12 protein-coding genes are annotated in these 14,490 nt (G+C 60.0%); 9 read left to right on the plus strand and 3 right to left on the minus strand.

The window, feature by feature from the left end; all coding sequences use genetic code 11:
* Positions 1 to 27: 27 nt before the first annotated feature.
* From ACZ1JM_RS11695 to ACZ1JM_RS11725, 7 genes are all read left to right on the plus strand, one after another.
* On the plus strand, positions 28 to 168 hold the full coding sequence (locus ACZ1JM_RS11695) for a hypothetical protein (protein WP_465134972.1): 141 nt from the start codon (positions 28 to 30) through the stop codon (positions 166 to 168).
* An 87-nt stretch (positions 169 to 255) separates the two neighbouring features.
* The gene (locus tag ACZ1JM_RS11700; RefSeq protein ID WP_465134973.1) at positions 256 to 540 is read left to right on the plus strand and encodes a PqqD family protein; all 285 of its coding nucleotides are present in this window, start codon (positions 256 to 258) and stop codon (positions 538 to 540) included.
* A gap of 68 nt (positions 541 to 608) precedes the next feature.
* Positions 609 to 2,564, plus strand: a complete 1,956-nt coding sequence (locus tag ACZ1JM_RS11705; protein ID WP_465134974.1) for an asparagine synthase-related protein — start codon at positions 609 to 611, stop codon at positions 2,562 to 2,564.
* Positions 2,561 to 3,628, plus strand: a complete 1,068-nt coding sequence (locus ACZ1JM_RS11710) for a 50S ribosomal protein L11 methyltransferase (protein ID WP_465134975.1) — start codon at positions 2,561 to 2,563, stop codon at positions 3,626 to 3,628. The genes ACZ1JM_RS11705 and ACZ1JM_RS11710 overlap by 4 nt, the downstream gene beginning before the upstream one ends.
* Entirely contained in the window at positions 3,625 to 4,119 is a 495-nt protein-coding gene (locus ACZ1JM_RS11715; protein WP_465134976.1) for a lasso peptide biosynthesis B2 protein, read from the plus strand. Before ACZ1JM_RS11710 ends, ACZ1JM_RS11715 begins: the two co-directional genes overlap by 4 nt.
* A 107-nt stretch (positions 4,120 to 4,226) precedes the next feature.
* A complete protein-coding gene (locus ACZ1JM_RS11720; RefSeq protein WP_465135049.1) occupies positions 4,227 to 5,282 on the plus strand; it encodes a nucleotidyltransferase domain-containing protein in 1,056 nt (351 codons plus the stop codon).
* A 77-nt stretch (positions 5,283 to 5,359) separates the two neighbouring features.
* Positions 5,360 to 5,779 carry a hypothetical protein gene (locus tag ACZ1JM_RS11725; protein WP_465134977.1) on the plus strand — a complete coding sequence of 140 codons (420 nt, stop codon included), beginning with the start codon at positions 5,360 to 5,362 and terminating at the stop codon, positions 5,777 to 5,779.
* A 22-nt stretch (positions 5,780 to 5,801) separates the two neighbouring features.
* Here the strand turns inward: ACZ1JM_RS11725 and ACZ1JM_RS11730 are convergent, their stop codons facing one another.
* Genes ACZ1JM_RS11730 through ACZ1JM_RS11740 form a run of 3 tightly spaced genes read right to left on the minus strand, consistent with a single transcriptional unit; the run spans position 5,802 to position 11,129 of the window.
* A complete protein-coding gene (locus ACZ1JM_RS11730) occupies positions 5,802 to 9,032 on the minus strand; it encodes an error-prone DNA polymerase (protein WP_465134978.1) in 3,231 nt (1,076 codons plus the stop codon).
* On the minus strand, positions 9,029 to 10,552 hold the full coding sequence (locus ACZ1JM_RS11735) for a Y-family DNA polymerase (RefSeq protein ID WP_465134979.1): 1,524 nt from the start codon (positions 10,550 to 10,552) through the stop codon (positions 9,029 to 9,031). The genes ACZ1JM_RS11730 and ACZ1JM_RS11735 overlap by 4 nt, the downstream gene beginning before the upstream one ends.
* A complete protein-coding gene (locus tag ACZ1JM_RS11740; protein ID WP_465134980.1) occupies positions 10,458 to 11,129 on the minus strand; it encodes an ImuA family protein in 672 nt (223 codons plus the stop codon). Before ACZ1JM_RS11740 ends, ACZ1JM_RS11735 begins: the two co-directional genes overlap by 95 nt.
* A gap of 260 nt (positions 11,130 to 11,389) precedes the next feature.
* Between ACZ1JM_RS11740 and ACZ1JM_RS11745 the strand changes: the two genes are divergently transcribed.
* Both ACZ1JM_RS11745 and asnB read left to right on the plus strand, forming a co-directional pair.
* The gene (locus ACZ1JM_RS11745) at positions 11,390 to 12,514 is read left to right on the plus strand and encodes a hypothetical protein (protein ID WP_465134981.1); all 1,125 of its coding nucleotides are present in this window, start codon (positions 11,390 to 11,392) and stop codon (positions 12,512 to 12,514) included.
* A gap of 81 nt (positions 12,515 to 12,595) precedes the next feature.
* Positions 12,596 to 14,488: an asparagine synthase (glutamine-hydrolyzing) gene (gene asnB / locus ACZ1JM_RS11750; protein ID WP_465134982.1), complete on the plus strand. Its 1,893-nt coding sequence runs from the start codon at positions 12,596 to 12,598 to the stop codon at positions 14,486 to 14,488.
* Positions 14,489 to 14,490: the final 2 nt, after the last annotated feature.

Raw genomic sequence — 14,490 nt, forward strand, 5'->3', positions numbered from 1 at the left:
CTTTTTCCCAAGAAAGGTTATCCCGTAATGACCAATTCCAACAATACCGGCCGTATGGCTTGGCAGCGTCCGGCTGTTGTCCGCATGGGCGCAGCTGATGCTGAAGGCAACACCATGATGTCGATGCTTCCGGACGCAACTCGTCCGAACCGCATGATGGGCTCTTAAGCCAAAATTGAGATCGGCTGCGTTAGTCTCTTTGGCTGCGCAGCCGATTTCCTTCCTGACCTGCTGCGCCCTACGAAGGACCACCTGATGAGCGTTTTGACGACGAGTGCCGATACTTTCACTAAGAACCCGACCACGGCCACAGCCGAAGTGGATGGGCAACTGGTGGCGCTCGATATCAAGGCAGGCGTGTGCTTCGGCCTGAATGAAGTCGCTACGCAAATCTGGAAACTGCTTGATGACAAGAGCACTGTGGCCAGCATCAGCGACCAATTGCTCGAAATGTATGAAGTCGATCGCGAAACATGCGAGGAGCAGACGCTATCGCTCCTGCGCGAATTGGCGGACGTCGGCCTAATCAGCCGCGCCTGAAATCCTGCGCGTACGTGAAGCTGCCTTTCAGCCTTTTTGCGTTGGCACGCTTTGCTGGAGCAGCATGAATGACGGCGATTTCTGTCATATGGAACCGGGATGGGACAGACACGAGCCATCTGGAACGCCCGGTCGCTACTGCGTCGCGTCGCTATGGACGGGAACCTTGGCGTTGCTGGTCGGGCGGATCGGTCTTGCTCGGCAAATGCCTTTTTCCGCTCCTCCCCGAAGATCGGCTCAACGATCCCCTGGACGATGACGCGTCACGCTGGGTTGTAGCGGCCGACGTTCGCCTGACCGAACGTGACGACTTGGCAGCGCAACTGCAAGTTGATGCGCATTCCTTGTCCGACAGCAGCCTTGTCGCCGCTGCGCTTGAGCGTTGGGGCGAAGACGCTTTTTCCCGTTTGTATGGGGTTTTTGCCATTATTGCCTGGGATAGGCGCGACAAGAGACTTGTTCTTGCTCGCGACGCCTTGGGTGAACGCCCCTTGTTTTACTGGAGCGATGCTGGCCGATTTGCCGCTGCTTCGATGCCTGACATTCTGCTGGCTGACCCCGACGTGCCCCGCGCGCCGGATGTAGCTCAGTATCGGCAGTTCCTGCGCATGAATTCATTTGCGCCCGGTCGCAGCGCCTACACCGGAATAAATGTCGTGCGTCCCGGCTGCAAGGTGGTTGTCACCGCCGCCGAGGAGCGCGAAACCGCTTGGTGGAAGCCTGATACGTCGCCTTTGCTGTTGAACGCGCAGGCAGACTACGAAGACGCCGTCGCAAAGGCACTTGATACTGCGGTGTCTGCGTCTTTGCGCAGAACACTCGGTAAAGTCGGCGCGCATCTAAGCTCCGGTTTTGACAGCACAGCCGTCGCTACGACTGCCGCCGTGGCACTTGCGGAGAATCGCGAGCGCCTTACCGCTTTCGTGGCAGCCCCGAGAAACGGCTCGCTACGGACGATGGCGTCGCGCCACGTTGCCGACGAATCGCACCTTGCGGGCCGGACTGCAGCGATGCACGCCAATATGGACCTTATCAGGGTTGTACCACAGCGAGGCCCGCTCTCCAGGCTTGATCGCGCCCGGTCGCTTTACCCTTCTCCGGTCACGAACTTGTGCAACCTCCCCTGGTTCGAGGAAATCAACGACGCAGCCCGCGACCACGGGGTCAGCGTTTTGCTTATGGGGTTGGCAGGCAACACGACGATCAGTGAATCGGGTGTTTGGGCGTTGCGGGAATTGTTCAGGCAAAAGCGCCTGGCCGCCTGGTTCCGCATCGCCAAAGGCCTGGTCCGCGGCAAGTGGATGCGTTGGCGCGGTATCGTCTTCAATACGATCGAAGACATGTTGCCAAACAAACTCTGGCGTATCGGCATGCGCCTTTCCGGCCAGACAATCGAAAACGACCGCGACATGACTTTGCTCGCCAACAGGGCGTACGATGACGCCGCACTGGCTCATTGCAACGCTGCGGCTGAGGCTGGTGAACCTGTTCCCAAGATCGACGACCTTGGGCGTGAGCGTGGTATAACCAGCGTCCAATATCGCTTCATCGCCTTGCGCACCAACGGCGACGGTGATCAGTACAAGGCCATGTTAGCCGAATGGGGACTGGATCTGCGCGATCCAACTGCCGATCGCAGACTTACAGAGTTGGCTCTGCGGATCCCCGTGGAGCGCCTGATCTGGGATGGCGAACCCCGCGCTATCCTGCGTCGCGTTCTTGCCGATCGCGCTCCGCCTGAAGTTCTCGACAATCGCCAGCGTGGTTATCAATCCGCCGACTGGGCACAGGCGATCTGCGAAGATCGCGCTGCGTTCATCGCGGAAATGGAGCGCCTGGAACTATACGATCCCACCGCCGCCTTCCTGGATACGGCCAAGATCCGCCAGATGATCGCGGAACTGCCGGAAGACGGTTCGGACGACTGGGACAGCGACGAGGCCGAAAATCGTTACCGTATCGCCTGCTTGCAGACGATTTCTGCCGCAAGCCACATGCGGCATATAGCTAGGAGCAATCTGTGACGCCTACCGTCCGTATCCCTGAAATGACGGAAGCCGCCGTCGATGCTTTGCTAGCCTCGGTACATGGCAATGCCGTTGCCATGATCAACTTTGCTCGAACCTTGTTAATGGCCAACGGCAAGATAGAGCGCGCCCGCGAAGTATGCCGTGAAGCGCTGGCGCTGGAACCGAACAATGGGGAAGCCCTGGCCCTTTCGCGCTCCATCATGTCGGAGGGTATCGGCAACTGGTACTTCACGATGGTCCAGGATACGCCGCGCCACGCTCTCTATGAGCGCGCGCTGAAGAAAGTGCTGGCCAATGGTGGCGTGGTTCTGGACATCGGTGCCGGAACCGGCGTGTTCGCCATGCTGGCGGTCCGCGCTGGTGCCACGCACGTAATCGCCTGCGAGCGCGATCCGGAAGTCGCCCGGGCAGCTGCCGAGATCATCAAGCTCAATGGCTATGCAGATCGCATTACCTTGCTTCCAATCGATTCGCGCGAACTGGAACTTGGTGGGGACTTGGCCGAGCGTGCTGACGTTCTGCTATGGGATAATCTGGCCAACAACTTCATCGGTGCAGGCTGCGCCGCCACGCTGGCGGACGCGAAGTTGCGACTGGTGAAGCCCGGCGCGCCTGTACTGCCATGCCGCGCTGAATTGATAGCGGCGCCGGTCACCAACCTGGAAATCGAAAACCACCGCATGGGTGTGGTCGATGGCATTGACATGACGCCGTTCAACGAACTTCGCGGCTCGGACTTCACCTTGGCTGACGACAAAGTCGAACTGCGTGGTGAGCCTGTTACGTTGTTCGATTTCGACGTCTCCGGGCCTGACCCGATCCGTGCCGAACGGGTGAGCGTTCCGGTTTCCCTGACCGCCGGCCCTGTCGACGGGATTTCGCAGTGGCTGCGCTTTCACCTAACCGATGGGATCACATACGAGACCCGCGGTGACGAGGTGCGTGCTTTCGGTGCACAGTACCATACGCTTGAGCCGTTCGACGCAAGCGACGGCGATAGCATTCAGCTTCACGGCGCCCATGACACGATCGACGTTTGGCTCTGGGCCGATCGATGAGTGAAGGCGCGCCAGCATCGCTGCGCACCAAGTTCGGACGCTTCAATTGGGAAGAGCGCCGGGCGTTTGGTGAAGCCTTGGTGCTGGTAATTCTAGCCGCCCCTGTTGTGCGTTTCCTGCCATTGAAATGGATCGGCCAGATCGCATCGGCCGGGCCATTTGGGCGACCACCTGCCATCGCCGACCGGGGCGAAGTCATAACCTGGATGGTGGCCTGGGCTGTCGATCGCGCCGCCAAGCGCAGCCCGTTCCGGGCCAAGTGCTTCGAACAGGGCCTTGCCGCGCAGATCATGCTGCGGCGTCGGGGCATCGATTCCACGCTGCTGTATGGCGTTACGCCGGACAAAAACCCAAATCGCCCCCTGCGCGCGCATGTCTGGATCGAAACGGATCGCTTCCCGGTAGTGGGTGATTCCGATCCTGACGAATTCGCATTGCTCGCTACATGGCCTGAAGGGCGCAAGGCGCTTTGGGCGAACTGCACTTCATGACATCATCCCCAGCTGCTGGCTTCTGTCCAGAGTTTGCCTTTGTAATCAACGCCACTCGTTGGCCTCATGATGATGCTGCGATTGACCGGATTCGCCAATCGGCCAAGATGATCCGTGACCCACAACTGCTGCTCACGCTCACCCGGCGGCATCATGTGGCAGGCTTGGTCGCGCGAGCGCTTGCTCATTGTGACGATATGGTCGGTGCCGTTTGGCGTCAGGAATTGCGCGACGAAGCCATCGGAATCGCTGAAGAGCAGTTTCGGCAGCTGATCCAGACAAAGACCGCCGTCAACGCGTTGCGTGACAAGGGCATCGCCGTTGCAATCCTCAAAGGCACTCCATCTGCTTTGAGCATTTTCGGCGAGGTGGGTGTTCGAAGCAGCATCGATATCGATTTGCTGATCCACCGGCAGGACCTTGAACGCGCAAGCGCTGCGCTGTCGCAGGTGGGCTACGAACGAAGTGAGCCGCCGATCGATGCCAACAAGCAGCAGCTCGAGGCGGTATCCCGCTATGGGAAGGACTGGGCGTTCGATTACGATCACAGTGACACCGGGATAGAACTGCATTGGCGGCTGTTCCAGAATCCTCGCCTGCTGGGTGGGGTCACGGTGAACGACGCGATCGACATGACGTTTGCGGGAGGGATCGTCCTGCCCGTTTTACGCCCTGAACTGGCGACGCTTTATCTAGTAGCGCACGGCGCGGAGCATGCGTGGTCACGTCTGAAATGGCTTGCCGATCTTGCCGCCGCTCTCCGCCAGGATCCGACCTTGCCCGATAGCTTGACGCAGCAGGCCGCTCGGCACGGCATCGATCACATGACCATGGCGTCGCTGCTGCTGTGCAATGAATTGTACGGGACGGCTCTTCCCGGCCCTAGCTTTGCGGCTATCGGCAAGGAATGGCGCACGCGCAAATTGCTGGAGATCGCCCGATCCAGTCTGATCGGCGAGCAGGACGGGGTTGAACTTGAAGACCGCGCGATGGCGACCACACTGAAGAACCTGGGGCACTATCTGTTTTCCAGCGACCCTCGCTATTGGTGGCGGGAATTCACGTATGACCTGTTTCATGATGCTGGCGCCGCGCCTACCCGGCGGATCTGGCAACGCATCGTAAAAGTGGCGCGGTTGCAATCTGCGCGCCCGGTTTCTTAGCCTTTTAAACGCGATCTTCAGAATTGGCTGCGAGAATCGGCCTCATGAAGTTCCCTCGGCTAACGCCCCGGCACATCGTGACCGTTGCACGACTTGCATTGCCCGTGTGCCTTGCAGGGCTGGCGGCTGCGATCTTATGGCTGGACTGTTCGCCGCCAAATGCTGCGGCGATGATGTTCCTGACTGCAGCAGTGATGCTGCAATCGGCCCCACGGACCCGCGCATCGGACATGATTGGTGCGCTCGCCCTGTTCGTGACACTGATCGAATGGGGACATGCAAGCATAGCAGGCAACATCGATGCGATCCGCTGGCAATCCGTCATCGCCGTGGCGGGGGCCATGGTCCTGCTTCTCAAGGTCCAGCACTGGCGCTCGCTTGCCCGCGAAGATCCGTACGTTCCGCTCCGTCACCTTGAGCGGCGTAACGTGCTGATGAGCCGCGCGCGTCCACGCACCAAGCCTCGTGACGTATTGCCCGACCGCCGAGCTGCCTGACCGGCGCGTTAGCCAAGGTCAGCTAATGGAAGTCCCGTGAGCGGGGCAGGATCCGAACATTACGGGGATGGCCCCGGGATGGCGCACGATTGCTGTTATAGATTGGCTTGCGCACGGCATCGGCGGGCATCGGTTCCAGCTTGAGCGGAGGAGCCGACGACAGGCTTGAGAGCACGTCACTGCAATCAGTCACCGTGTCCACGATAAGGTGGATGACGTCTTCCTTGCTGCGCTGCGCCGTTCCTTGCAGAGTGACCAGGCGCGATGCCATCACCGCCCGCCGCTGCCGCTCAAAATCCCGCGCCCATAGCAAGGCGTTGACTATGCCGGTTTCATCCTCGATCGTGATGAAGATCGCGTTGCCCTTCCCTGGGCGCTGGCGGATCAGGACGACGCCTGCGACGCGTACCTTTTCGCCATCGCGTGCGGCATTGACCTGCGCGCAAGTCCGCGTTCCCTCGCCAGCGAAATGATCGCGCAGGAACTGCATGGGATGGCCTTTGAGCGATAAGCGCTGCGTCTGGTAATCGGCGACCACTTCCTCCGACAAGTCCATCGCAGGTAGTTCTGCTTCCGGTTCGGCTGCCAGTTCGGGGGCATCAAGCGCGGCGAAAAGCGGCAATTGCGCGGATGGAACGCGGCGCGCCTCCCATCCCGCCTCACGCCTATTCTGTCCCAGCGAACCGAGCGCATCCGCATCAGCCAGCAGATGCAGTGCACGCGAAGGCAGGTCCGCACGGCGAGCGGCATCCTCGAGCCCAGTTATCGGGCCGCTCTCGCGCACTTGCTCAAGCATATTGGCCCAGTCTTTCCGGAAGCCGCCGATCTGACGAAGGCCAATCCGTAGAACGTGCTCGCTTTCCAGCACATTGTCCCAGACACTGGCGTTAACATCGATCGGGAGGACCGTGACCCCATGCTGGCGGGCATCGGCCACGAGTTGCGCCGGGGCGTAAAACCCCATCGGCTGACTGTTAAGCAAAGCGCAGGTGAAAGCCGCCGGATAATGGCATTTCAGCCATGATGACACATAGGCAAGCCAGCCGAACGCCTGGGCATGGCTTTCGGGAAAACCGTACTCACCGAAGCCTTGGATCTGCTCGAAGCAACGCTCCGCAAAGTCGCGAGGATAGCCGCGATTTATCATGCCATCCACGAAACCGTCCTGATGCTGCTTGATCGTTCCATTGCTGCGGAACGTCGCCATTGATCGGCGCAGGCGGTCTGCTTCGTCAGGCTTGAAACCTGCGGCCGTGATCGCCAGCCTCATTGCCTGCTCCTGGAATAACGGCACCCCCAGGGTCTTGTGCAGCAGATCGTACATTTCTCCTTCAGGCCCCGGATACTCGACTGTCTCATCGCCTGTACGTCGTCGCAAATAGGGATGGACCATACCCCCCTGGATAGGCCCGGGACGCACGATCGCCACTTGGATCACAAGGTCATACAGCTTCGTTGGCTTCATGCGGGGCAGCATCGAAATCTGCGCCCGGCTTTCCACCTGAAAGGTGCCGATGCTGTCGCCCTTCTGGAGCATCTTGAACGTCGCCTCGTCCTCTCCATCGAAGCTTTCCAGCGCCAGATCGGCAAGGCCGTGATCGCGCAGAATATCGAAGCTCTTGCGGATCGCGGTCAGCATACCAAGCGCCAGAATATCGACTTTCATCAGCCCCAGCGTATCCAGATCGTCCTTGTCCCACTCCACGAAAGTACGACCCGGCATGCCTCCGTTATGGACCGGCACCATCTCGTCCAGCCTGCCTTGAGTGAGTACGAAACCGCCGACATGCTGTGAAAGATGGCGCGGGTATTCCAGCAGGCGGTCCACCAGATGGCGCAGGCGTTCGACTTGCGGGTTAGTCGGATCGAAGCCCGCCTCGACCAGTCGCTTCTCCGGCAGTTCACTCCCGCCCCAACTGCCCCAGACGGTGCCTGAAAGGCGCGCGGTCACATCCTCGCTCAAGCCCAGCACTTTGCCCACTTCGCGAATGGCGCTGCGCTGGCGATAGCGAATGACGGTGGCGGCGATCCCCGCCCGTTCGCGCGAATAGCGATCGTAGATGTGCTGGATCACCTCCTCACGCCGCTCATGTTCGAAATCGACGTCGATATCGGGCGGCTCGTCACGCGCCGTCGATAAGAAGCGGGTAAACAGCAGTTTCTGTTTCACCGGATCGATAGGAGTGATCCCTAGAAAATAGCAAACCAATGAATTGGCTGCGCTACCCCGCCCCTGACACAAAATCGGCTTATCAAGATTTCGAGCGTAATGGACGATGCCGTGTACCGTCAGAAAGTAATACGCGTATTTCTTCTCGCGGATCAGTTCAAATTCTTCCGTCAGCGTCTTGTGGTATTCAGGATCAAGGCCATTCGGAAAATATTTGATCGAGCCTTGCAGCGCCAGATGCTCCAGCCACTCCTGCGGCTCCCACCCATCCGGTACGGGTTCATGGGGGTATTCGTAACGAAGATCGCTTAGCTTGAAGTCGATGCAATCCAGCAGGTCCTGTGTCGCCGCCAGTGCTTCGGGACATGACCTGAACAGTCGCGCCATTTCCTGCGGGGGCTTGAGGTGGCGTTCGGCATTGACGGCAAGCCGCCGACCGGCCGTCTGCACCCGAAGGCCTTCGCGGATGCAAGTGAGCACGTCCTGCATCGGCCTGTCTTCCGGCGTGGCATAGAGGACGTCATTAGTGGCAATGAGGGGGACGCCAGCAGCGTTCGCCAAGGTCATGCGCCGCGCAAGACGGCGCGCATCCTGTCCGCCGCGCGGCATGGTGACGGCAAGCCATAGTCGCGACGCTGCGGCGCTCAACGTGTTCAGCAGAGCCTCATCGCCGTCCATCGCGATCAGCGCAAGATCCTGCGCATGGTCCAGCAGATCGGCAAGGCGCAACTCGCATTCGCCCTTGCTGGTCCGGAGGTTGCCCAAAGTAAGCAGTCTGGTCAGGCGACCCCAGCCATGCCGCGTCATCGGATAGGCGACGATATCCGGCGTTCCATCCGCGAAGACGATGCGTGCGCCGACGATCAGCTTCAGCCCGCTATCCGGTCCACCAATATCCCTCCACGCCGAAAAGGCGCGCACGACCCCGGCAACGGTGTTGCGATCAGCAATGCCGATGCCCGTCATTCCCATTGCTTGCGAGTAAGCAACCAGTTCAGGCCCGGAAGAAGCGCCGCGCAGGAAACTGAAGTTGGTGGCCACCACCACTTCCGCGAACGACGGAAAAGAAGCCACCTCGGTCATGGAAACATGCCATGCAGATACCAGCGAGGGTCCGGTTTTTCAGTGAACAGGCCGTGGCGAAAGATCCAGAAGCGACGGCCCTGTGCATCTTCGATACGGTAATAGTCCCGCGTTTCCCCTGCACCACCGGGCAAATGGCCGCCCTGCTTACGCCACCATTCCGAACCGATCCGCTCCGGCCCCTCCGCAAGTCGTACTTCGTGCAGCACGCCCTTCCAGCGGAAACGCTGGGGCGGACTGTCTGGAACGCCAGCGATCACATCAACGGGCTGCGGCGGATCGAGGAGCAGCAAGGGGCGGACCGGTTTTCCCTCAGACGCAGGCCATCGACCAGTATGGTTGTGCGATGCCGGAACCATCGTCTGCGCACGCTCGGGCAGGTGCCGGTCGCACGGTACCAGTCGGCTGACGCGCTCCTCGCCCAGTCTCACGCTCAGCCGGTCGACAAGCGCCGCGACACTATCGGCGCTTTCTTCCTTGCCACCTTCCAGCGCGATCTGTCGGGATGGCAGGTGTTCGGCCCGCAGCACCGTCAGCGTGATCGCATCGAAGCCGTAACCGGGATCGAGCGGATCGGAGAGCGTATCGATCCTCTCGCGCAGCAGGCGCATGACCGCAGCGGGATCGCGCACCGGTTGCCCGGTTTCAACGGTCAGGCGCGGACGCATAGTGTCGGTACGGTGAAGCACCACCATGAAGCGCCTCCCGCCAAGGTGCCGCTGCTCCATGATCCGGCAAGCCTGCGCCAACAGGTCTTCCACCACGTCCAGGGCATCATCCGTACGCGCAAGAGGCTCGGGAAAGCGTGTTTCCAATCGGATCGGTTCTACCGGTCGCAAAGGAGTGATGGGGCTGCCCATCTCCCCCAGAATGGCGCGAAGACGCATGACCGCTGTTTCCCCGAAGCGCGCCGCCAGCCCCGCCATGGGCCGCCTGGCAAGGTCGCCCAGGGTCTTCAACCCGGCGCGGCGCAAGCCTTCCAGTCCGCCCGCTTCAAGTTCCAGGGCTGCGACGGGAAGCGCCAGAACGTCGTTGCCTCCATAGCGAGCAAGCGCACGCGCCGCAGCGGCATTGCCTGCCAGTGCGTGCCGGGCCGTATATCTTGTGGAAGCAAGCACGCGGGCGACCAGTTCTTCCTCACCGCCCAGCAGATGAGCGCACCCCGTAATGTCCAGCACCAAACAATCCGGCGGGTCCGGCGCCACCAAAGGCGTAAACGCGATCATCGCCTGTGCCAGTCGATCCAGTTCGCGAACGTCAGCCTGCGGATCGTGCGTAAGCGTCGCAAGCTCAGGGCAACGCGCCCGCGCATCGGCAAGCGTCATGCCTGCCGACAATCCCAGGCCATGCGCGGAAACGCTGACTGCCGCCAGCCGCAGCGCCTGACCGTCGCGCCTCACCAAGGCATAGGGAACATCGCCTGCATCAGGCTGCGCGCGTTCGCATGGCAGCCAGGGAAACCACAGCGCCAGATAGCGGCGGGACACGACGCTGGTCGTTTTCGATTTCAAATGGCGCATCGTCGATGAGTCGTTCGTTGAAAGCACCATGCTCTTCGTTCCATTCCAACCGCCAGCGCAGGCCACCCGGCCCACCGCGCCTTCGGAGAAGTTCGACAAGTAATGCCGGAGGGCCCGGAGCCAGCACTTCGCGGGGAGAGGACGGGGCGCTCGACACCGCCCAGCGTGTATGCGCCGCACTAGACCGAGGCTCCGCGTCTCCGCGCAGGATAACGATCGGAATGCGCGAAGCCTCTGCCGCTAGGATAAGGCGGCGACTGGCGACCAGATCGTATTCACGCAATCGCCCCCAACTTTCCATGAGAACCGCCGCCGATCCGGGACAGCGCGCTGCATCCAGCCCCGCACGCAAAAGGCCCGCATCATCAGATGCATCGACGACAACCAGCCGCGAAGGATCAAGACCAAGCGGCGCCCAGCCTTCCCCATAAGGCTCCATCCTCATGTCACCGCTTCGATGCCGGCTCTTGCGTACCCGCAGCAGCAGAATGGGCAGTTCGGGGGCAGCCTCCGCCATGGACAGGCTGAAAACCATCCCTGCCGCCCAATCGTCTGCGGCGGCATGGACTTCGTGCAACTGCCCCCGCAACAACCTCGGGATTGAATCATTGCAAAGAGGCAGAGGAGGATCGGCGCTGGATAGCGAGTCTAACATTGTACGGAATGCCTCGAATCAGAGATATGTTCCTATTATGTTCTAATCCGTCTTGCGGTGTCCACACTGTTTGAGATGAGCCGGGGAAATGTCTTTTGATCTCAGCCAGGCTTTTCGCGCCAGCAGGACCAGATGACTAGCGCGACTATCCGCCTTGAGTGTAAGTCCCCGCCATGCAACCCTTGGCTCGTATCGTATTCCTGTTCATCGGCGGCCCTCAGCATATCTATCACCTGGCGCCGGTGGCGGCCGAGATAAGCCGCCGAAACATCGACTTTGCCGTCGAATGCCTCTGTGTCGATCCGGAATCAGAAAGTGCTCTCCAGGAAGTGGCAGCACGAATGTCTGCCCCCACGATGGCTATCACCCGGATCCGACCACCTTGGTTTGCCCGGTTTGCTGCACGCATTTCCGGTCGGCAATCAGCCATCAAGATACCGGTTCTGGCGACCATTCGATATCGAACGCGGCATGCGAGCGCCATTGTCGTGCCGGAAAGGACATCGGCCGCGTTGAGGAAAATGGGCTGGCGGCGTCCACTGATCCATTTTCGACATGGCGCCGGCGATCGGGCTCCCTCGTCCGAAAAGCGGCTTGCGGCCTTCGATCTTATCGTCGTGCCAGGCGAAAAGGACATCGCAAGGGCTGTCTCGCAGGGCATCGAGCCTTCGCGCCTGGCCATAGGCGGCTACGTGAAGCTAGACTATCTGCGATACGCCCCCCCGGCAAGCGATCGCCTGTTTAACAACGACAGGCCGACCGTGGTCTATAATCCGCATTTCGATCCTGACATATCCTCGCTTGGCATGGCCAGAGACGTGATCGTGCTTTTCCGTGAACAAGATCGCTACAACCTTGTATTCGCCCCTCATATCCGCGCTGTGGGGGCGATGTCGGCGTTGGAGAAGCACGACTTTCTTTCCCTTGCCGCGCCCGATCATGTTATCATCGACCTTGGATCGCCCAACCTTTTCAACATGCGCTACACGCAGGCGGCCGACATCTATCTCGGTGACATGTCGAGCCAGTTGTACGAGTTCATTGCCCGCCCGAGACCGGTGGCATTCATCAATGCCCACGCCGTTTCATGGGCCGATGACTCCCGTTACGCCGGGTGGCATCTTGGCGAAGTCGCAAACACTCTGGATACAATAATTCCCGCCATTGATCGGGCATACGATGTTCAGGCCAAACGAATCGCTGCTCAGGAAGAGGCTGTCGCTTTCGCGTTCGGTGCTTTTGAAGGCGCGATCGGCAGAGCCGCGGATATCCTGGTCGAGTTTCTAGGAAAACCACGCCCCGGCTGAGCTGCGCCCTTGTGACACTCGCCCGGTTGAGGCATCTGCCCCGGGTCGCCACGGTGGCGCTCCATCGCAAAGGACGTTCGAATGTGTGGCATTGTGGGATGGTATCGGCGTGACGGCGGCATCGTCCCCCCCGCCATCATCAAGGCGCAATGTGACACCATCCTGCATCGAGGCCCTGACGACGAAGGTATTCTGGTCGATGGCGATTTCGGCATGGGAATGCGCCGCCTGAGCATCATCGATGTTGCCGAGGGTCATCAGCCGATCGAAAGCCCCGATCAACGGCATGTCATCGTGTTCAATGGGGAAATCTACAATCACCTCGATCTGCGGCAATCGCTGGAAGCGCATGGCCATACTTTCAGGACCCATAGCGACACCGAAACCATCCTGGCAGCCTATCGCCAATGGGGTGACGGAGCATGGACGCGTCTTGAAGGCATGTTCGCAGTAGCCATCTGGGATCGACGCGATCGCTATCTTACCCTCGCCCGTGATCCCATCGGCATCAAGCCGCTGTATCTGACGGAACAAGGTGGTGGCATCGCCTTTGCATCCGAACTGCCCGCGCTGGAACTGCTGCCCGGGCACTCTTTCGACGTGTCTCACAGAGCCATCCATGATTTCTTCAGCTTCGGTCACATACGGACCCCGCGTTCGATCTATGATCAGGTTCACAGCCTGCGCCCAGGCCATTTTCTGAAGATCGGACCTGAAGGTACGGCAACGGAAACGGCTTTCTGGCAACCGCGTTATCATACGTCCGAAAATCGTTCCGAAGACGAGTGGATCGAACTCTTTCGACAGCGGTGGCTTAAGACCGTCGAAAGACACATGCTGAGCGACGTCGAAGTGGGCGCGTTTCTATCGGGAGGGATAGATTCAGCGGCCGTTGTTGCGGCGATGAGAAAGATAAGCGATGCACCGGTGCGAACTTTCACGATTGGTTTTCCGATAGAGCGCTTTAACGAGGCTCCTGCGGCAGAGAATGTCGCCCATCACCTTGGCTGTCAGCACACGACGCGGATCATCGATCTGAAACATGCCCGCGACATTCTTCCAGCCGTTCAGCGCTCCTATGGTGAGCCGTTTGCCGATCCCTCCGCCATTCCGACATGGTATGTTTCGCAGATCGCCCGAGAGCAGGTAAAAGTCGTGCTGTCGGGCGATGGCGGTGACGAACTATTCATGGGGTACAAGCGTCATCGCACTGAGCAGCGCATCGGCCGCATGCCGGCGTTCGCCCGCCATTTCGCGCAAACAATATCTCATTTGCCCTCAACGCCTATCAAGGCACTGAATCCTGCCCTGCATCGAGTCCAGCGCGCCTTGGGTAGCGCTGCCCTGCCTGACGGTGTCAGCCGGTTCTTCGCACGAACGCAGATCACATCCCCGGCGATGCGGGCGAGGGTCTACGACCCAGCCTTTCTTGCCGAAGTGAAGAATGCACGCCCGTTCGAACGCCTGCGGGATGAATACTTTCCGGATCCGGATCGCACCATCTCTCCCAATGCACTTGAGCAATTCGTACATGCAGATCTGGCGCTCAACTTGCCTTCTGCGATGCTCACCAAAGTTGATCGCGCCAGCATGGCGCATTCGTTGGAAGTGCGTGTGCCAATGCTCGGCGCAAGCTTCGTGGATTGGGCGCTGACTGTTCCCACCGACATGAAAATGAAAGGGAAAGTCGGAAAGTATATCGTCAAGAAGGCGGTCGAGCCATGGTTGCCGGAAGGCTACATTAACAGGCCAAAGCGAGGCTTTGCCATTCCGCTGAACGATTGGTTTGCAGGGGAATTCAGCCAGTACGCGTTGGAGTTGTGGCGCGACAGTGGATTTCGCGAGGCTGGCTTTCTGTCGCCCAGCGCTGTCGAAAACGTGTTTGACGAACACCGCACCGGTGTCCGGGATCACGGACGTTTCCTCTATGCCTTGACTATCTTCTGCCTGTGGTGGGCAGGCCGGCGGCGCTGACT

This window comes from Novosphingobium sp. BL-S-24, assembly GCF_055521575.1.

Excerpts from the sequence above, each read along its gene's own strand:
- ACZ1JM_RS11695 (WP_465134972.1), top strand. The coding sequence starts at position 28 with ATGACCAATTCCAACAATACCGGCCGTATGGCTTGGCAGCGTCCGGCT.
- ACZ1JM_RS11700 (WP_465134973.1), top strand. The coding sequence starts at position 256 with ATGAGCGTTTTGACGACGAGTGCCGATACTTTCACTAAGAACCCGACC.
- ACZ1JM_RS11705 (WP_465134974.1), top strand. The coding sequence starts at position 609 with ATGACGGCGATTTCTGTCATATGGAACCGGGATGGGACAGACACGAGC.
- ACZ1JM_RS11715 (WP_465134976.1), top strand. The coding sequence starts at position 3,625 with ATGAGTGAAGGCGCGCCAGCATCGCTGCGCACCAAGTTCGGACGCTTC.
- ACZ1JM_RS11720 (WP_465135049.1), top strand. The coding sequence starts at position 4,227 with ATGATCCGTGACCCACAACTGCTGCTCACGCTCACCCGGCGGCATCAT.
- ACZ1JM_RS11730 (WP_465134978.1), bottom strand. The coding sequence starts at position 9,032 with ATGACCGAGGTGGCTTCTTTTCCGTCGTTCGCGGAAGTGGTGGTGGCC.
- ACZ1JM_RS11735 (WP_465134979.1), bottom strand. The coding sequence starts at position 10,552 with ATGCGCCATTTGAAATCGAAAACGACCAGCGTCGTGTCCCGCCGCTAT.
- asnB (WP_465134982.1), top strand. The coding sequence starts at position 12,596 with ATGTGTGGCATTGTGGGATGGTATCGGCGTGACGGCGGCATCGTCCCC.